This is a genomic window from Coprococcus phoceensis, assembly GCF_900104635.1.
Lineage (GTDB): Bacteria > Bacillota > Clostridia > Lachnospirales > Lachnospiraceae > Faecalimonas > Faecalimonas phoceensis.
This window is the reverse complement of record NZ_FNWC01000007.1, coordinates 1511989-1530940: the sequence shown is the minus strand read 5'-3', so window position 1 is coordinate 1530940 and position 18952 is coordinate 1511989. Positions and strand designations below refer to the sequence as shown.

23 protein-coding genes are annotated in these 18952 nt (G+C 39.8%); 20 read left to right on the top strand and 3 right to left on the bottom strand.

The features are described from left to right. Positions 1-21: 21 nt before the first annotated feature. The 3 genes from BQ5364_RS11180 (at position 22) to tsf (ending at position 3111) form a co-directional block, all read left to right on the top strand. The gene (locus BQ5364_RS11180; protein WP_044986648.1) at positions 22-1200 is read left to right on the top strand and encodes a C40 family peptidase; all 1179 of its coding nucleotides are present in this window, start codon (positions 22-24) and stop codon (positions 1198-1200) included. Between the two features lie 159 nt (positions 1201-1359). Next, positions 1360-2106 carry a 30S ribosomal protein S2 gene (gene rpsB, locus BQ5364_RS11175; RefSeq protein ID WP_022250631.1) on the top strand — a complete coding sequence of 249 codons (747 nt, stop codon included), beginning with the start codon at positions 1360-1362 and terminating at the stop codon, positions 2104-2106. Positions 2107-2190: 84 nt separating this feature from the next. Beyond that, positions 2191-3111: a translation elongation factor Ts gene (gene tsf, locus BQ5364_RS11170; RefSeq protein ID WP_004611338.1), complete on the top strand. Its 921-nt coding sequence runs from the start codon at positions 2191-2193 to the stop codon at positions 3109-3111. A 74-nt stretch (positions 3112-3185) separates the two neighbouring features. Here tsf and BQ5364_RS18935 read toward each other — a convergent pair whose 3' ends face one another. Beyond that, entirely contained in the window at positions 3186-3350 is a 165-nt protein-coding gene (locus BQ5364_RS18935; RefSeq protein ID WP_154253351.1) for a group II intron maturase-specific domain-containing protein, read from the bottom strand. A 92-nt stretch (positions 3351-3442) separates the two neighbouring features. Here BQ5364_RS18935 and BQ5364_RS11165 point away from each other — a divergent pair, with 92 nt between their 5' ends. Then, complete coding sequence (locus tag BQ5364_RS11165; RefSeq protein ID WP_015554185.1) at positions 3443-3913, top strand: GNAT family N-acetyltransferase; 471 nt, start codon at positions 3443-3445, stop codon at positions 3911-3913. Positions 3914-3962: 49 nt separating this feature from the next. Continuing rightward, a complete protein-coding gene (locus BQ5364_RS11160; protein ID WP_005335687.1) occupies positions 3963-4214 on the top strand; it encodes a fatty acid kinase subunit FakA-related protein in 252 nt (83 codons plus the stop codon). 50 nt (positions 4215-4264) lie between these two features. Here BQ5364_RS11160 and BQ5364_RS11155 read toward each other — a convergent pair whose 3' ends face one another. After that, positions 4265-4573 carry a hypothetical protein gene (locus BQ5364_RS11155; RefSeq protein WP_006426016.1) on the bottom strand — a complete coding sequence of 103 codons (309 nt, stop codon included), beginning with the start codon at positions 4571-4573 and terminating at the stop codon, positions 4265-4267. A 113-nt stretch (positions 4574-4686) separates the two neighbouring features. Here BQ5364_RS11155 and BQ5364_RS11150 point away from each other — a divergent pair, with 113 nt between their 5' ends. Then, entirely contained in the window at positions 4687-4902 is a 216-nt protein-coding gene (locus tag BQ5364_RS11150; protein ID WP_005335690.1) for a helix-turn-helix domain-containing protein, read from the top strand. 192 nt (positions 4903-5094) lie between these two features. Here BQ5364_RS11150 and BQ5364_RS11145 read toward each other — a convergent pair whose 3' ends face one another. Next, a complete protein-coding gene (locus tag BQ5364_RS11145) occupies positions 5095-5778 on the bottom strand; it encodes a helix-turn-helix domain-containing protein (protein WP_071143839.1) in 684 nt (227 codons plus the stop codon). A gap of 249 nt (positions 5779-6027) precedes the next feature. Here BQ5364_RS11145 and BQ5364_RS11140 point away from each other — a divergent pair, with 249 nt between their 5' ends. From BQ5364_RS11140 to trpA, 14 genes are all read left to right on the top strand, one after another. Next, complete coding sequence (locus BQ5364_RS11140; RefSeq protein ID WP_005335695.1) at positions 6028-6357, top strand: hypothetical protein; 330 nt, start codon at positions 6028-6030, stop codon at positions 6355-6357. Between the two features lie 58 nt (positions 6358-6415). Then, on the top strand, positions 6416-7525 hold the full coding sequence (locus tag BQ5364_RS11135) for a replication initiation factor domain-containing protein (protein WP_207646119.1): 1110 nt from the start codon (positions 6416-6418) through the stop codon (positions 7523-7525). Positions 7526-7529: 4 nt separating this feature from the next. Beyond that, the gene (locus tag BQ5364_RS17475) at positions 7530-7709 is read left to right on the top strand and encodes a MerR family transcriptional regulator (RefSeq protein WP_081445676.1); all 180 of its coding nucleotides are present in this window, start codon (positions 7530-7532) and stop codon (positions 7707-7709) included. A gap of 82 nt (positions 7710-7791) precedes the next feature. After that, entirely contained in the window at positions 7792-8994 is a 1203-nt protein-coding gene (locus BQ5364_RS11130; protein ID WP_004846338.1) for a site-specific integrase, read from the top strand. A gap of 660 nt (positions 8995-9654) precedes the next feature. After that, complete coding sequence (locus BQ5364_RS11120; protein WP_071144288.1) at positions 9655-10575, top strand: hypothetical protein; 921 nt, start codon at positions 9655-9657, stop codon at positions 10573-10575. 61 nt (positions 10576-10636) lie between these two features. Then, complete coding sequence (locus tag BQ5364_RS11115) at positions 10637-10873, top strand: hypothetical protein (RefSeq protein ID WP_004615568.1); 237 nt, start codon at positions 10637-10639, stop codon at positions 10871-10873. 229 nt (positions 10874-11102) lie between these two features. Further along, positions 11103-11999 carry an RpnC/YadD family protein gene (locus BQ5364_RS11110; RefSeq protein WP_022250870.1) on the top strand — a complete coding sequence of 299 codons (897 nt, stop codon included), beginning with the start codon at positions 11103-11105 and terminating at the stop codon, positions 11997-11999. 540 nt (positions 12000-12539) lie between these two features. After that, the gene (locus BQ5364_RS11105) at positions 12540-14006 is read left to right on the top strand and encodes an anthranilate synthase component I family protein (protein ID WP_004613994.1); all 1467 of its coding nucleotides are present in this window, start codon (positions 12540-12542) and stop codon (positions 14004-14006) included. Then, complete coding sequence (locus BQ5364_RS11100; protein WP_004613993.1) at positions 14003-14581, top strand: anthranilate synthase component II; 579 nt, start codon at positions 14003-14005, stop codon at positions 14579-14581. The genes BQ5364_RS11105 and BQ5364_RS11100 overlap by 4 nt, the downstream gene beginning before the upstream one ends. Beyond that, positions 14578-15609 (top strand): anthranilate phosphoribosyltransferase, encoded by a 1032-nt coding sequence (gene trpD / locus BQ5364_RS11095; protein ID WP_004613992.1) that lies wholly within the window; start codon positions 14578-14580, stop codon positions 15607-15609. The genes BQ5364_RS11100 and trpD overlap by 4 nt, the downstream gene beginning before the upstream one ends. After that, positions 15606-16388, top strand: a complete 783-nt coding sequence (trpC, locus tag BQ5364_RS11090; protein WP_004613991.1) for an indole-3-glycerol phosphate synthase TrpC — start codon at positions 15606-15608, stop codon at positions 16386-16388. The genes trpD and trpC overlap by 4 nt, the downstream gene beginning before the upstream one ends. After that, complete coding sequence (locus BQ5364_RS11085) at positions 16385-16993, top strand: phosphoribosylanthranilate isomerase (protein ID WP_022250873.1); 609 nt, start codon at positions 16385-16387, stop codon at positions 16991-16993. The genes trpC and BQ5364_RS11085 overlap by 4 nt, the downstream gene beginning before the upstream one ends. Next, positions 16990-18180, top strand: coding sequence for a tryptophan synthase subunit beta (gene trpB, locus BQ5364_RS11080; RefSeq protein WP_071144287.1), 1191 nt, complete (start codon positions 16990-16992; stop codon positions 18178-18180). The genes BQ5364_RS11085 and trpB overlap by 4 nt, the downstream gene beginning before the upstream one ends. After that, complete coding sequence (trpA, locus tag BQ5364_RS11075; RefSeq protein ID WP_071144286.1) at positions 18173-18943, top strand: tryptophan synthase subunit alpha; 771 nt, start codon at positions 18173-18175, stop codon at positions 18941-18943. The genes trpB and trpA overlap by 8 nt, the downstream gene beginning before the upstream one ends. Positions 18944-18952 lie beyond the last annotated feature (9 nt).

The following is an 18952-nucleotide window of genomic DNA, read 5'->3' as shown; positions in this document are numbered from 1 at the left end:
AAAATAGAGAAAGGGACTAAGATGAAAAGAATTACAAAAATACTTGTATCAGCGATTACAGCAAGCAGTTTGATTGTATCACCGGTTTTTGCGGAACCGAGCAGTGTGGACAATCTCGAGACACAGAAAAAGGCAGTACAACAAGAAGTAGACACGCTTCAAGCAGATTTGACAAAGATATTGACAAAGATCAATGACATAGATGCACAGATGACGACAAAGGGGGAGGAGATCATCCAGGCAAAGTCAGATTTAGAGACTGCACAGGAAAAAGAACAGAAGCAGTATGCAGAAATGAAGCATCGCATTAAAGTCATGTATGAGAATGGAACAGGCGCTATGTTGACAAAAATTTTCCAATCAGGCAGTATTGCAGAGATGCTAAAACAGGCAGAATATGTACAGGCAGTTCATGACAAAGATAGAGAATATTTGGAAAAATATATAGAGACAAAAAATGAGGTAGCTTCCTTAAAAAGTAGTTTGGAAAAAGATATGGATAAGTTGAAAGAATTGAAGGCGGAGTCTTCTACCCAGAAAGAAAATTTATCCAAGACATTGGAAGCAAAAAAGACGGAAGTGGCAGATTTAGATGAGCAGCTTCAGATAGCGGCAAAGAAAGCCGCAGAGGAGGCGGCAAAGAAAGCGGAAGAAGAAGCAAAAAAACAGCAGCAACAGGTGGCGTCGAATACAACGTCTGAGAATAGCCAGTCCGGAGGAACATCCAGTGGAAATTCAGGCGGTGGAAACAGTCAGTCAGAAGAAAAACCAAGTCAGCCGGATTCCGGAACTTCGGGTGGCGGAAGCAGCAACAATGACAGTAATAACAATACAGGAAATGGTGATGTAAGTGTCGGACAGGCAATTGTGGCAGCCGCAAGAAGTTATATCGGAACACCGTATGTATATGGTGGGACAAGTTATAATGGCATCGACTGTTCCGGACTTACCATGAGAGCCCATCAGGCAGTGGGAATCTCGATTTCGCGTACATCAGCAGAACAGGCAGTAGGTGGAAAAAGTATAGCAAGTCTTGCAGATGCACTTCCGGGAGATATTATCTGTTATCCTGGACATGTGGCGATATACATAGGCGGTGAGCGTGTAATTCATGCACCGACAGAAGGGCAGACAGTAAAAGAGGCGAGTGTATATATGGGGTCATCACAGCCGATTACAGCAATCAGAAGATATTGGTAAAAAAGACTTGCCATGCATCATTTAGATATGTTATACTATTAACGTTGCAAAAAACACATATATGGTTATCCTTGCAGGTGCCAAACTCTTTTTATGAAAAAGAGCGGTTGCAAGGCGGGAAGTATATGGAAGTAAAAAAACCAAATGGAGGAAAAACACATGAGCGTTATTTCAATGAAACAATTATTAGAAGCAGGTGTTCACTTTGGACATCAGACAAGAAGATGGAACCCTAAAATGGCTGAGTACATCTACACAGAAAGAAACGGAATCTACATTATCGATTTACAGAAATCTGTAGGTAAAGTAGACGAAGCTTACAAAGCAATTTCTGATATCGCAGCTGAAGGTGGTACAATTCTTTTCGTTGGTACAAAGAAACAGGCACAGGATGCAATCAAAACAGAAGCAGAACGTTGCGGAATGTTCTACGTAAACGAGAGATGGTTAGGTGGAATGTTGACTAACTTCAAAACAATCCAGAGCAGAATCGCCCGCTTAAAAGATATCGAAAGAATGGCTGAAGACGGAACATTCGACGTATTACCTAAGAAAGAAGTTATCGAAATCAAAAAAGAATGGGAAAAACTTGAAAAGAACTTAGGTGGAATCAAAGACATGAAGAAAGCTCCAGATGCAATCTTCGTGGTTGACCCGAAAAAAGAAAGAATCTGTGTACAGGAAGCTCACACATTAGGAATTCCGTTGATTGGTATCGCTGATACAAACTGCGATCCAGAAGAATTAGATTACGTGATTCCAGGTAATGATGATGCAATCAGAGCTGTTAAATTAATCGTTGCTAAGATGGCAGATGCTGTAATCGAAGCAAACCAAGGTGTAACAGGTGCTGAGGAAGTATACGAAGAAGTTGCAGAAGAAGTAGAAGCAGCTGAAGAAGCGTAAGATTTCGAACATGAATGCTTCAGCCTTAAGAACAGGTTGAAGCATTTTTTAAAAAGAACACACAATTTTATGGAGGAATGAATCATGGCAGTTACAGCAAAAATGGTAAAAGAATTAAGAGAAATGACAGGCGCAGGAATGATGGACTGTAAAAAAGCTCTTAATGAAACAGATGGAAATATGGATGCAGCAATCGAATATTTAAGAAAAAATGGTCAGGCAAAAGCTGACAAAAAAGCTGGAAGAATCGCTGCAGAAGGTATTGTAAAAGCAGTTGTAAAAGACGATAAAGTAGCAGCAATCGTTGAAGTAAACTCAGAGACAGACTTCGTTGCTAAAAATGCTGATTTCCAAAGCTACGTAGAAGAAGTTGCTAATCAGGCATTAAACACAGAGACAACAGATATCGAAGCTTTCTTGAGCGAAGCATGGGCAGCAGACAACTCTAAGACAGTAAAAGATGTTTTAACAGAAAAAATCTCTGTAATCGGAGAAAACTTAAACATCAGAAGATTTGAAAAAGTTACAACAGATGGTTGTGTAGTATCTTACATCCACGGTGGCGGAAGAATCGGTGTATTAGTAGAAGCTGATACAGATGTTGTAAATGATGAAATCAAATCATGCTTAAGAAACGTAGCTATGCAGGTTGCAGCTATGTATCCAAAGTATGTATCTCGTGATGAAGTAGATGCTTCTTACATCGAACACGAAAAAGAAATCTTATTAGCTCAGGCTAAGACAGAAAATCCAGAAAAACCAGAAAACATCATTGAAAAAATGATTATCGGACGTTTGAACAAAGAGATGAAAGAAATCTGCTTATTAGATCAGGTTTACGTTCAGGACAGTGATTTAACAGTTGCTAAATATGTAGAAAAAGTAGCTAAAGAAAACGGTGCTAACGTAACAGTTAAGAGATTTGTTCGTTTCGAAACAGGTGAAGGATTAGAAAAGAAAGAAGAAAACTTTGCTGAAGAAGTAGCAAAACAGATGGGAAACTAATTTATCAATCGCAAGACTGGTAAAAAGCAAATTAAATAGCGTATTTAAGCGGTTTCTGCCTATTTTGACAAGTGTTATGAACTACTGTAAAATCTCACAAAATATCGTGCTATTTTGGGTACAGATTGGGTAGGGTATTGGGTAAAGAAATTTACCCAACCTCTTAACGAGGAATTTACTTGTTGTTTAAAAATAGAAAGGGAACGCTGTGAGTGTTGAGGGTGTATTGCATTTTGCAATATGCCCTCAAATTTTTTAAAAAAATAATGTTAAAGATTGGGGAATATGCTAGAATAAGAGAAATAAACAAATTAGAATTTGAGGTGGAGATATGTATGAAATACGAAAAATACATAGCAATGAAGTAATGGAAGCCCTTGCTTTAGCATTAGAAGTGTTTTTACAATTTGAAGCACCGGACTATAAACCGGAGGGAATTGAAACATTCAAGCGAGATATAGTTGAAAATGATGAATTTATTTCAAAATGTCAACAAGGTATCTGCCCTATATATGCGGCGTTTGACAAGGGTAAAATGATTGGAATTATCGGTATGTATTCAAACAGGAAGCATATCAACTTAGCATTCACAAAGAAAGAATATCATCGTCAAGGTGTAGCTACTTCAATTTTTCAGTATCTTTTAGCAGATATTTTGAAAGATGCTCCAAAGTTGCACGAGATTACTTTAAATTCGTCACCATACGGTAAGCCATTTTATCTTCATATCGGATTTAAGCCACAATCAGACGAGCAAGAAATAGACGGGATTAGGTTTACCCCTATGAAGTACACAATCTGATAAACTTCAGTTTGTAAAATTGAAAAATGTGAATTTGGAGGATAATAGGATGTTAGAATTTAGATATGATACTCAACTTTTGATTGAAGGCGAAAATCTTGATGAAGATAAAATAAATGAATATTTCACAAATAATTTTAAAGGAGATTGCTTATTGGCGGTTGGAGATGAAGAATTGATTAAAATTCATTTTCATACAAATGAGCCATGGAAAGTGTTAGAATATTGTTCTCAAATCGGAGAAATCTATGATATTGTTATTGAAGATATGGATAGACAGGCGAGAGGGTTAAAGGGGTAAATTCCATATTATTGCAGACAGTTTTTTTATTGACTGTCTGCTTTTTCTTTTTAATTATAATTGATAGTGGTACTATAAAATGGTTCATATCCATTGCGAAAAGACCATTTAGAGTGATACAGATTGATTGTAAGAATAGTAGGAGTTCCGTTGATTTGATTATGTTCTGCTTCGATTTCCGCTATTACTTCATCTGTATTCCAGTATTGATATACAATAACTTGTAGTTCGGTATCACGATTAGCCCCATTGCTGAATGACATACTGTTAAATACAAGATAATCGGGCAAGCTAATGTAATAGAGAATGCCTGCAAGCAAGACTAGAATAATAGTGGCAAATAACAATTTCTTTTTCATTTTGATATACCTCTGTTTCTGTATAGTTATAGGGATAAGTATATAGTACCTCACTATATAGTGAATTACTACATAAAGATTTATTGAATATACTTTTATGTAGAGGTGAGGCAATGAAGTATGGACATTTGGAACTTCACATAGAGGAACTGCTGAAAGAAAAAGGAATTAGTAAGAATACCATTTGTAAGGAATTGGATATACCGAGGTCTAATTTTAATCGTTATTGCAGAAATGAATTTCAGAGATTAGACGCACAACTAATCTGTAAACTGTGCAGTTACTTGGAGTGTGGAATAGAAGAACTGATAGAGTATGTGAAAGAATGAGAGCCTGTCGGATTGAAGAAAATTCGTGCAGGCTTTTGTTGTGGCAAGAAAAAAAGAAAACGTAGTGAGGTCAAGGAACAAGGCGAAGCCGATACGCCGTAGGGCAGTCCTTGACGGAACGGACACAGCCAACAGCACCATGATACAGCAGAGGACTTGAAAGGTCAGAAACCTTGCAAGTCCTCTTGTTTGTTACTGGGCGTTATGTTTTAAGTAAAGTGTTTCTTTCTCCAGTTCCTTTTCAAATGCTTTTATGTGACCGTCTTGTATTCCGTTGTCGATATGAAAGCAGTCGTCAGTCTGTGAGTAGGAGAGCATGGTAACTTTCGGTTCATAGGTTGCTGTATCAATTCCATAATAGTAAATCGTGGCGGTTGTTAATACCATGTGAATGCTTTCAAAATCTCTTGTAAAAATTGTATGCCTGTCGGAATAAAAGAAATCAGACGGGCATTCATAGAATTGGGAACTATCCTCTTTCAAAAATAGTGGCAGTATGTGCATTGCATTTCCAGCACGATTGACAAGGACATAAAAGCGTGGAATGAGGGCGGCATATTGTGTCATCATGGCGATATATATATCATCTAAATCATCAAGAAGATACTCAGAGCAGGAGTTGTTATAAAAGACATATTGCAGGGCGTTATCGTTTTGACTTGTATGTTCCATAGGCACATTTTGTCCGTAAAGCCAACGCAAATCTACATCTAAGGAGTCGGCGATCAGTTCCATTTTATCGGCTTTGGGGTTGTATTGTCCCGAAAGATAGGAACTAAACGCCCCTTTGCTGATACCTGTATCTTTGACTATATCTACTTGTTTTTTATTTTTTGCTTTCATGGCAAATTTAATCCGTTCTGCGATTGTATTCATCTGAAAACCCTCTCTTTCCATATCTCGTTATAACTTTTCATATCTTATCGTCTAAGGACACTATACCACAAGTTCAGAAAAAAGAAAATAAAAAGTTTATAAAAAACTAAACTTCCTATTGCAAAACAAATATGTCTGTGCTAATATACAATTAAGTTCAGAAATAACTGAACCACAAACGACGTCGTAATAAGAAATTGAAAATATGAGAAACTGACCTATCGGTTCAACGGGGAGAAAGGAACGTGTATGCAGATTACATTGACAAAAGAACAGGTAAAAGAAGCATTTGGAGAACTTCGTTTCATGGGTGCGGATAACTGTTACCGCTATGATAAAGACAGTAAGAAGAAAACAGAGGAAGTGGAAGCCTTAAAACTTCATCTTGGAAGCATGAAGCTTGGGAACAGCGTGGATATTCGCTTGGAAGCAACGGAACTTCCGAAGATTGAGCCTTATGCGGTGGTGGAACTGGAAGAACCAGTATATGCCCCTTATGTGCAGAGAGGAAACTTTCCTGTATTAGTGGAGAAGATTACCTGTAAGGGTATCCGCCCTGTTGCAAACAAAAATATGTAGGCGGTCAAAGTTCCTGTCCTCGTTCTGACGTACCAAACGGCAGGTTGAGGGCAGGGCAATGGCAACGCCATTGCAGATAGGAGGTATGGTAAATTTGGAAGAAAGAAGCGGAAGTTTTCTTCCAGAACTCCCCTACACTAACAGGGGAGTAATACGACAGAAAGAAAAATTAAGTGCCTTGATAGACTGGTGTCAGATAACCGTTAAGGAAGTTCCGTTAGAAGCAGTTATAGAAGATGTACTGAGAATACCTTTGGAACTTATGACCGTAACGGGCTATGAAAAGGGGATTGCAGGACATGAGGTTGTGGCAATCTTCGATAATATCAAGGTGCTAAAGCCGACAGGAAACGCACAGTATCAGGGCTTTCAGATTTTGATGAGTGGGAAAGGCTGTCGCAACTATGAGAATTTTTTACAACTCAATGAGGAAACATGGTTTGATTTCTTAAACAGAGTTTGCCAGTATCATATCAATGTTCCTCGGATTGATTTGGCGATCGACGACAGAAAACCGTATTTGAGTATTCCCGATTTGATTGTACGGACAAAAGAGGGATTGCTTTCCACAAAACTAAGGGAGATAGATTTTCACGACTCGGGAGAACTGAAAGAAGAAGTGTTTCAGAGTAAAGGTGGAAGTCTTTATCTCGGCAGTTCAGCCAGTAATTTGAGATTGGTATTTTATGAAAAGGGATATGAACAGAATAAAAAATATGGAACAGAATTAGATGAAAATTGGAACAGATATGAATTGAGATTTCGGCAGGAAATGGCAGTAAGTGTAGTACAGGAATTATTGAAATATAGAGATGTGGCAGGACTGGCAATGGAAATATTGAACAGCAAAATACGATTTTTAGAAAAGCCGACAGATAGCATGACAACACGAAAAAGACTTTATCCAACCTATCAAGCGTGGGCGGAACTGATGAAAGATATAGGCAAGGTGAAACTTACCATGCAACCACAGAAGAAAAGTTTACAAAAGGTGTGGGAGTGGTTGGAAAAATATGTTGCCCCGTCTTTGAAACTGTTTGCAGAGGTTGGGAAGATAGAGCAGAGAGATTATATCGGTAATCTTGTGAAAAATGGAGAAATGAATATCACACAGAAGCAGTTGTATGATGATTACATAAAAGCAAGAAAATTAGGCGAAAGGGGGTAATCGTATCGAGAAAGCATTACTAAATATAAATGAATTTTGTGAGTATATGGGGATTGGGAAAACAAAGGCAAGAGAACTGTTGAACAATCCGAAAAATAGATTTACAGTACGCATTGGTAATCGGTTGTATGCAAATAAGAAATTACTTGATGAATGGCTGGAATATCAATGCAAAAGGGCTTGAAAAGAAAATGGGGTGTGGATATAATGAAAATTGAAATATTTACTTTACCATATTTCTTTCAGTAGAAGAAAGGAAAGTTGGTATGGGTAAAGATTTAAAAGGAAAAGAACTCGGTAAGGGAATTTCACAGAGAGCAGATGGACGCTATATTGCAAGATTTACAAGCAAAACAGGAAAACGTAAAACGCTTTATGATTTTAAACTGAATGAATTAAAACGGAAGTTGCGAGAAGCTGTTTATGAAGATGAACATGGTTTGAATGGCAACGGCGAAAGTATCACTTTAAACGCATGGTATGTAACGTGGACGGAGTTGTATAAGAAGAAAACAGTTAAAATGACTACGATATATAAAAACCACAGTTACTATAACGCAAGAGTGAAGAACTCTATCGGAAAGATGTATTTGCAGGACATTAAAACATATCATGTTCAAAAATTCATAAATGAATTGATAGATAGCGGTCTTGCACATGGAACGGTGTCGAACATCAGATTTATGCTGAGTGATATGTTTGATAAAGCAGTATTGAGTGAATATATTAGAAAAAATCCCTGTATTGCTGTGGAAATGCCCCCAAAAGTGAAAAAAGAAAGACGTGTATTAACAAGAGAGGAACAGAAGAAATTCTTTACATTTGCTTCTTCTTATATACATATCAATGTTCTAAAATTTGCTGTGACAACAGGTTGTCGGATTGGAGAAGTGCTTGGGCTGAAATGGGAAGATTGTGACTTTGAAAAAAGAGAAATTACAATCAATAAGACAATCCATTATTCAAAGGCTTCCAGTCCCGTTGAGGGTTCAAAGTTTTTCTATACGACTGCAAAAACCATATCCAGTAATCGTGTCATTCCTATGACAGATGAGGTGTATGAGATTTTGCAAAATCAGAAGATAAAGCAGACAGAACAGAAGATGTGGAAACGCTCGATATGGAAACAGCATAAAGAATTTCAAAATTTGGTATTTACCTGTTCGGACGGTTCGCCAGTTTATTATTACAACGTCAATAGTGCAATCAAAGACTATGTGGCAAAAATCAACGTGATAGAGATTGAACTGGCAAAGGAAGAAAAGAGAGAGCCGAAGATATTTGAACTGTTTACCTGTCATACTCTGCGACATACATACGCTACAAGGTGTTATGAAAATGGAGTAGACCAACAGGTAGTGCAGAAACTCTTAGGTCACTCTACGTTGGCAATGACAACCGATTTATACACGCACGTTTCAGAAGAAAAGAAAAAAGAAGAAGTAGCCGAACTGAAAATATTGGCTTAAAATTGGAGTAAAAATGGAGTAAATTAGAAGATAGATAGCGAAAAACAGCGTAAAATCAACATTTTCGAGTAGATATAAATATTGTGCAGAAGTAAGCCGTGCGAATAGAAATAAGACAGGACTCCCTATGCTTGCATAAAGGGAGGACTGTCGTTTTCTATTCATAGGGCGACGCCCGTCAACCGACATGAAGCGAAGCGGAATGGAGGTTGAGCGCACGGCTTATGTAGAAGTGTTATATTTTATGGAAAAATGTTTGGAAATATTGAAAAGTTCGCTGAAAATCAAGGTTTACAGGCATTTTTCTTCAAAGAAAAGGTATCGCAGAATACCGCAAAATATCGTAACAGATATTAAAAACTGCTACTTTTTTGAGAGTTAGAGAAGAAGTAGAAACAAATTTCATTTAGCTAGAATCTGTTATTGTGAGCTTATTATATAATTTTTGATTGAAGTTCACATTACATTGTGTTAAGATCAATGTCACAAATCAAAACTTCTAAGAAGTTTCTATTATTTCTAATTTTGTGTGACAATCGTCACAAATAAAATCCAACCTGTAAGATACAAAAGAAAGCCGGTGATGCCTATGGGAGTATTTTCTCTTTTTGTTGATTGATTCGTAAAATGATGTTTGATACAATGAAGGAGGAACAAAGATTGACATTACATAAAATAAATAAGAAGTATAAAGACAGACTATTTCGCCTTATTTTTCAGGACAAGAAAGATTTGCTGGAGCTTTACAATGCGATAAATAACAGTGATTATACCAATCCGGAAGATTTGACAATTACAACGATTGAAGATGTTGTATATATGGGGATGAAGAATGATTTGTCATTTCTGATTGATGATGTGCTGAATCTTTATGAACATCAAAGCTCGTATAGCCCAAATCTGCCATTACGCGGGCTGTTTTATTTTTCATCTCTGTATCGGGAGCAGATTGAGTCGGTAAAACAGCGGTTGTATACGAATTCACCACTTTATATTCCGTTTCCACAGTATCTTGTTTTTTACAATGGGACGAAAGAAGAACCGGAACGGCAGGAGCTGAAGCTGAGTGATTTGTTTATCACAAATGGAAAGGTAGTAACACCAGCATTAGAATGTACTACGTTAGTTCTTAATATTAATCTTGGGCATAACCGAAGGTTGATGGAAAAGTGCAAAGCATTGAAGGAATATGCTCAATTTATTGCGATTATTCGTGAAAATATAGCGGTGGGAATGATATTTGAAGATGCTGTAGAAAATGCTGTGGATGTCTGTATTAAGAAGGGAATACTGTCTGAGATACTTCGAAAAAACCGAGCGGAGGTTATTGAAATGATTTTGACAGAGTATGATGAGAATGAATTTCGAGATTTTTTGAAAGAAGAGGCATGGAATGAAGGTCATAAGGCTGGAATGGAAGACGGAATAGAGCGTGGAATGCGAACTGGATTGATTGAGGGGACGATTAAGACCTGCATAGATTTTCAGATATCCAAAGAACAGACAATGGAGAAACTTAAACAAGATTTTTCAATGTCGGAGGAAGAAGCAGAGCAGTCTGTAGAAAAGTATTGGAAATAAAAATGTAGGCGAAGGAATACTGTCTGAGGTACTTTGGAAAAACCGAGCGGAGGTTATTGAAATGATTTTGACAGAATGTGATGAGAATGAATTTCGAGATTTTTTGAAAGAAGAAGCATGGAATGAGGGGCACAAGGCTGGAATAGAGCGTGGAATGCGAACAGGACTGATTGAGGGAACGATTAAGACCTGCATGGATTTTCAGGTATCCAAAGAACAGATAATAGAGAAGCTTCGAAAAGATTTTTCGATATCGGAGGAAGAAGCAGGGAAGTTTGTAGAAAAGTGTTGGAAATAAAATTGAAGAGAGGTGAGAATTGTTTGGTAGAATTAGAGGGCAGTTCTCTACCTTCAAAATTTTAACATCTAAGAAGTTTTTAACATTTCTAAAATTCTGTGGCGGTCGTCACAAATAAAATCCAACTTGTAAGATACAAAAGAAAGTCGGTGATGCCTATGGGAGTATTTTCTCTTTTTGTTGATTGATTCATAAAATGATGTTTGATACAATGAAGGAGGAACAAAGATTGACATTACATAAAATAAATAAGAAGTATAAAGACAGATTATTTCGCCTTATTTTTCAGGACAAGAAAGATTTGCTGGAGCTTTACAATGCGATAAATAACAGTGATTATACCAATCCGGAAGATTTGACAATTACAACGATTGAAGATGTTGTATATATGGGGATGAAGAATGATTTGTCATTTCTGATTGATGATGTGCTGAATCTTTATGAACATCAAAGCTCGTATAGCCCAAATCTGCCATTACGCGGGCTGTTTTATTTTTCATCTCTGTATCGGGAGCAGATTGAGTCGGTAAAACAGCGGTTGTATACGAATTCACCACTTTATATTCCGTTTCCACAGTATCTTGTTTTTTACAATGGGACGAAAGAAGAACCGGAACGGCAGGAGCTGAAGCTGAGCGATTTGTTTATCACAAATGGGAAGGGAGCAACACCAGCATTAGAATGTACTGCGTTAGTTCTTAATATTAATCTTGGGCATAACCGAAGGTTGATGGAAAAGTGCAAAGCATTGAAGGAATATGCTCAATTTATTGCGATTATTCGTGAAAATATAGCGGTGGGAATGATATTTGAAGATGCTGTAGAAAATGCTGTGGATGTCTGTATTAAGAAGGGAATACTGTCTGAGATACTTCGGAAAAACCGAGCGGAGGTTATTGAAATGATTTTGACAGAGTATGATGAGAATGAATTTCGAGACTTTTTGAAAGAAGAGGCATGGAATGAAGGACATAAGGCTGGTCGAGAAACTGGATTGCTTGAGGGGATGATTAAGACCTGCATGGATTTTCAGATATCCAAAGAACAGACAATAGCGAAACTTAGAAAAGATTTTTCAATGTCAGAGGAAGAAGCAAAGCAGTCTGTAGAAAAGTATTGGAAATAAAAGTAGCGAAATTATGTTGATCGGAGCAGCACTGTCATGCTTTGTGGTATCATATATGGCAATTTTACATGAAGGAATTTACATGAATTTTCAAAATTGTCTTGACACAAAAAAAATCATGTGCTATTGTAATAAAAAATTTAATACGTCAAACCGTTGAAGCGGAGATAACGGCAATGATGCCTTTACAGAGAGTTTGGGATGCTGAGAACCAGATGAGAAACAAGTTGTCAAATGGACCGCGGAGGGTGCAGTCAAATGTAAAGTTTATATTTACAGAGTATTCTGCAACGTGTAGGCATACGTCAGTTGCCGAGGGTATGTTTGTATCCTGCTAAGAGCACGGAGATTCCGTGAATTCAAGGTGGCACCGCGGATTGTGTCGTACCTGTTATACATGTACACTATTCGTCCTTGACAGAAACTATCATTCTGTCAAGGACGTTTTTTTGTGGTATAAAAACGCTATTCAAGAACTGAAAAAATTTTGACAGAATGTAATTGTGACTTGAACAAAGTGTGTAAGAGGAGGTCGTGATTATGAAAATATTACCGGAATTTCGTGAAGTGAAAAAGATTGCAGAGAGCGGACAATACAATGTTGTGCCAATCAGTTGTGAGATTTTATCTGATTTTACAACACCAATTGAGACGATGAAAATATTGAAAAATGTATCCACACATTGTTATATGCTGGAGTCGGCTGTGGCAGATGAACAGTGGGGACGTTATACCTTTCTTGGATTTGCGCCCAAGTTAGAAATCACCTGTATTGACGGGGAAATGCAAATTGGGAATGTCAAAATTGAGACGGAGAATCCTTCAGAGCATATCAGACAGATTCTTGCAGATTACAAAAGTCCTCGATTTGCGTATCTGCCTTCTTTTACAGGAGGACTAGTCGGTTATTTTTCTTATGACTATCTGGGATACAGTGAACCATCTGTGAGATGCAGGGTGGAAGACAGTGAGGCATTTAAAGATGTGGATTTGATGCTGTTTGATAAAGTCATTGCATTTGATCATGTTCGTCAGAAAATCATTTTGATTGTAAATATGTCTCTGGACGATATAGAAGTTGGTTATAACAAGACGGTGCTGGAGTTAAAACAGCTTGTAGAATTGTTGAAAAAAGGTGAAAAAAAGCAGGAAACAAAAGGATGTTTGATGGGAGAAGTCATACCACTGTTTGAGAAAGAGCAATTCTGTGGCATGGTAGAACAGGCAAAACAATATATCCGGGAGGGAGATATTTTCCAGATTGTACTTTCTAATCGTCTGAGTGCCCCGTTTGAAGGAAGTCTGCTGAATACTTACCGCATGCTTCGGACAATTAATCCGTCGCCATATATGTTTTATTTTTCCGGTACGGATGTTGAGGTTGCCGGTGCATCGCCGGAGACTTTGGTGAAACTGGAAAATGGAATTTTGCATACATTTCCGCTTGCAGGAACGAGACCGAGGGGGAAAACAAATGAGGAAGACAGAGCCCTTTCGCAAGAACTGCTTGCAGATGAAAAGGAACTTGCAGAACATAATATGCTAGTTGATCTTGGAAGAAATGATCTCGGAAAAATCAGCAGATTTGGAACGGTGAAGGTAGAAAAGTTTCATACTATCGAATACTTCTCGCATGTCATGCATATCGGATCGACTGTGCGTGGGGAAATTTGCAAGGGAAAAGATGCGCTTGATGCAATCGAGGCGGTACTGCCTGCCGGAACGCTTTCAGGTGCTCCGAAAATCAGGGCGTGTCAGTTGATCGGAGAGTTGGAGAATAACAAACGTGGCATTTACGGAGGGGCAATCGGGTACATTGATTTTACCGGAAATATGGATACCTGTATTGCAATTCGCATTGCATATAAGAAAAACGGAAAGGTATTTGTAAGGTCAGGAGCGGGAATTGTCGCCGATTCTGTTCCGGAAAAAGAATATACAGAGTGCATCAATAAGGCAAAAGCTGTTGTGGATGCATTGAAATTGGCAGAGGAGGGAGAAATATGATTTTACTGATTGATAATTATGATAGTTTTTCTTACAACCTGTATCAGCTGATCGGTGAGATGGAGCAGGATATTCGGGTGATTCGAAACGATGAGATGACAGTGGAAGAAATCAGAGCGTTGAATCCCAAACGCATCATTCTCTCGCCCGGACCGGGAAGACCAGAGGATGCAGGTGTTATTATAGAAGTGGCAAAGACACTTGGAAAAAAGATTCCAACATTTGGTGTCTGCCTTGGGCATCAGGCAATCTGTGCAGCGTTTGGAGCAACGGTCACCTATGCAAAAGAACTGATGCACGGGAAACAGTCGCAGATTACATTTGACAAGGACTGTTTGCTATTTCAAGCTTGTCCGGAAAATATGCAAGTGGCGCGCTATCATTCACTTGCGGCTGAGATGAAAACGATGCCGGAATGTCTGAAAGTGACAGCGAAAACGGAAGATGGAGAGGTCATGGCAGTACAGCATAAAGACTATCCGATTTACGGGGTGCAGTTTCATCCAGAATCAATTATGACGCCAGATGGAAAAACCATGTTAAAAAATTTCTTGCAGGGGGGTATGAGCAGATGATCAAAGAAGCAATTGTAAAAATCGTAAATAAAGAGGATCTTACTTATAAAGAGGCATATGCGGTGATGAATGAGATTATGAGCGGAGAGACAACTGCCACACAGAATGCGGCGTTTCTTGCGGCGCTTTCCACGAAGAGCGCAAGGGCCGAGACGACAGACGAGATTGCCGGCTGTGCGGCGGCAATGCGGGCACATGCCACAAAGGTGGAGACAGATATGGAATTGTTTGAGATTGTAGGAACAGGTGGAGACAATGCCCATAGCTTTAATATTTCGACTACATCGGCGCTTGTCGCAGCTGCCGGTGGAATGAAAGTGGCAAAGCATGGAAATCGGGCAGCATCTTCCCAGTGTGGAACAGCAGATTGTCTGGAGGCGCTTGGTGTGAACATTCAGCAAAGCCCTGAAAAATGCGTGGAACTTTTGCGGGAAGTGGGAATGTGCTTTTTCTTCGCACAGAAATATCATGCATCTATGAAATATGTGGGAGCGATTCGTAAGGAGCTTGGTTTTCGCACAGTGTTTAATATTTTAGGACCACTTACCAATCCGGGGACACCGTCTATGCAGCTTTTGGGAGTATATGACGAATATCTTGTGGAACCACTTGCTCAGGTGTTGATCAATTTGGGAGTGAAACGAGGAATGGTTGTGTATGGGCAGGATAAATTAGATGAGATTTCTATGAGTGCTCCGACAACTGTTTGCGAGATTCGGGACGGATGGTTCAAGTCTTCTGTAATCACTCCGGAAATGTTTGGGTTTGAGCGTTGTACAAAAGAAGAGTTAAGAGGTGGAAGCCCAAAGGAGAATGCGGATATTACGCTCAGTATTTTAAACGGAGAACGCGGACATAAGAGAAATGCAGTTCTGATGAATGCTGGAGCATCATTGTATATCGGGGGTAAGGCGGAAAGTATGGAGGAAGGAATTGCACTTGCAGGCAGACTGATTGATTCCGGAAAAGCACTCGAGACTCTGCGCAGACTGATAGAAATAAGCAATCGTCAGGAGGTGAAAGAATGACTGTTTTAGAAGAACTCGCAGATTATGCAAAAGAGCGTACCAGGCAGGCAAAAAGAAAAATATCGCCTGAACAGATGAGGGGGAGAGCACTGGAACTGCCAAAGGGAATATTTGCATTTGAAAAAGCACTGAAAAAGCCGGAACTCTCTTTTATTTGTGAATGTAAGAAAGCATCTCCATCGAAAGGAGTGATTGCTTCTGATTTCCCGTATCAGAAAATTGCAAGGGAATATGAGGCGGCGGGAGCTGACTGTATCTCAGTGCTGACGGAACCCAGATGGTTTTTAGGAAGTGACAGGTATCTGGAAGAGATTGTAAGTATGGTTAAAATTCCGTGTATCCGCAAGGATTTTACAGTGGATGAATATATGATTTACGAGGCGAAGGTGCTTGGGGCATCCGCAGTACTTTTAATCTGTTCGATTCTTTCAAAAGAACAGATTCGTGAATACATTCAGATTTGTGATATGCTCGGGCTTTCCGCTTTGGTTGAGGCACACGATGAACGGGAAGTGCAGATGGCGGTGGACGCAAAGTCACGCATTATCGGTGTCAATAATCGGAATCTCAAAGATTTTTCGGTGGATACGGACAACAGTCGCAGGCTGCGGGAACAGATTCCAACGGAAATCTTGTTTGTGTCGGAAAGTGGTGTTCAAAGTGCAAAGGATGTAAAAAAACTTCGTGAGATTGGGGCGGATGCTGTACTGATCGGTGAGACACTGATGCGTGCCGCAGATAAAAAGGCAAAGCTGAGAGAACTGCGAGGTGTGATATGACGAAGATAAAACTGTGCGGTTTGAGGCGGGTTTGTGACATTGAGGCAGCCAATGCCCTGCATCCGGAGTATGTTGGGTTTGTATTTGCAGCGAAAAGCAGGAGATATATAAGTCCTGAAAAAGTAGCGGAACTTAGAAAATATTTGCAGACAGGGATACAGGTGGTCGGTGTGTTTGTAAATGAAGAGCCAAAGCAGGTTGCAGGACTTCTAAACAGCGGTGTCATAGATATAGCGCAGCTTCATGGTGAGGAAGACAACGCATATATAAAAATACTTCGAAAGATGTCTGACAGACCGATCATTCAGGCATTTCGCATAAAGATGGAAAAAGATGTTAAGAGGGCAGAGGAAAGTGAAGCGGATATGCTCTTATTGGATTCCGGAGCGGGGACAGGAAAAGTGTTTGACTGGAAGCTGATCCAAACGATAGAAAGACCTTATTTTCTTGCAGGAGGCATTACAAGCCACAATGTATCCGAGGCGATACAAAGATTGCATCCGGATGGCGTGGATGTCAGTTCCAGCATTGAGACAGATGGGAAAAAAGATCAGAAAAAAATGGCGGCATTTGTCGCAGCAGTAAGAAGGGAAGAGAAAATATGACAAATCAAAATGGACGTTTTGGCATTCACGGTGGACAGTACATTCCGGAAACCTTGATGAATGCAGTGATTGAATTGGAAGAAGCGTATAATTATTATAAAAACGACCCGGAATTTAACCGGGAACTTACGGAATTATTAAACGAATATGCGGGGAGACCGTCAAGACTTTATTTTGCACAGAAGATGACAAAAGATCTGGGCGGGGCGAAGATTTATCTGAAACGTGAAGACTTGAATCATACTGGTGCACATAAAATCAATAATGTGCTTGGTCAGGCGCTTCTTGCAAAGAAGATGGGAAAAACACGTTTGATTGCAGAGACCGGAGCCGGTCAGCATGGAGTTGCCACTGCTACGGCAGCTGCGCTTTTAGGAATGGAATGTGTGGTGTTTATGGGAGAAGAAGACACAATCCGGCAGGCGCTCAATGTGTATCGGATGCGGCTTCTTGGAGCGGAAGTGATACCGGTCAGAACAGGAACTGCCACTTTAAAAGATGCGGTCTCTGAGGCAATGCGGGAATGGACTTCACGCATCAGTGACATACATTATTGTCTCGGCTCGGTGATGGGACCGCATCCGTTTCCTACGATTGTGCGTGACTTTCAGGCTGTCATTTCCAAGGAGATTAAGGAGCAGATACTGGAAAAAGAAGGGAAACTTCCGGATGCAGTAGTTGCCTGTGTAGGAGGAGGCTCAAATGCGATTGGCAGTTTTTATCACTTTATTGACGACAAAGAAGTTCGGCTGATCGGCTGTGAAGCGGCTGGAAGAGGAATTGATACGCGCGAGACCGCAGCGACAGTCAATACGGGAACACTTGGAATCTTCCATGGTATGAAATCATATTTCTGCCAGGATGAGTATGGGCAGATCGCGCCGGTATATTCGATCTCTGCAGGGCTTGACTATCCGGGAATCGGGCCGGAACATGCACATCTGCACGATCTTGGGAGAGCAGAATATGTTCCGGTGACAGATGATGAGGCGGTGGATGCATTTGAATATCTGGCAAAGACGGAGGGAATCATTCCGGCGATTGAGTCTGCACACGCAGTTGCCTATGCCATGAAACTTGCACCTGAAATGAAAACAGATCAGATTCTTGTCATTACTGTATCGGGCAGAGGAGATAAAGATTGTGCTGCAATTGCACGCTATAGAGGGGAGGATATCTATGAGTAATATTCGAAAAGCATTTGAACAAGGAAAAGCATTTATTCCGTTTATCACCTGCGGTGATCCGGATCTGGAGACAACCGGGGCTGTAGTTCGGGCAGCGGTGGAAAACGGGGCAGATCTGATTGAACTTGGCATCCCATTTTCAGATCCTACCGCGGAGGGAAATGTAATTCAGGGGGCAAACTTGAGGGCATTAAGTGGTGGTGTGACAACAGATAAAATATTTGCATTTGTGAAAGAGCTGCGAAAAGATGTGAAAGTGCCGATGGTATTTATGACATATGCAAACGTTGTATTTTCTTACGGTGCAGAACGGTTTCTTTCTTCCTGTAAAGAGTGTGAGATTGACGGATTGATTCTGCCGGATCTGCCATTTGAAGAAAAAGAAGAATTTTTGCCGGTTTGCCATCAATATGGGGTAGATTTGATCTCGCTAATCGCTCCGACTTCTGCAAACCGTATTGCAATGATCGCAAAAGAAGCAGAAGGATTTTTATATATCGTGTCAAGTCTTGGAGTGACCGGAGCGAGAAGTGAGATCAAGACAGATTTAGCATCTATTGTCGAGGTAGTACGACAGAATACAGATATTCCTTGTGCAATTGGATTTGGAATATCAACTCCAGAGCAGGCAAAGAAGATGGCGAATATTTCAGACGGTGCGATCGTCGGCTCGGCGATTGTTAAGCTGCTTGAGACATATAAAAAAGAGGCGCCCGAATATGTCGGAGCATATGTGAAAACAATGAAAGACAGCCTGAGATGATTTAGAAGG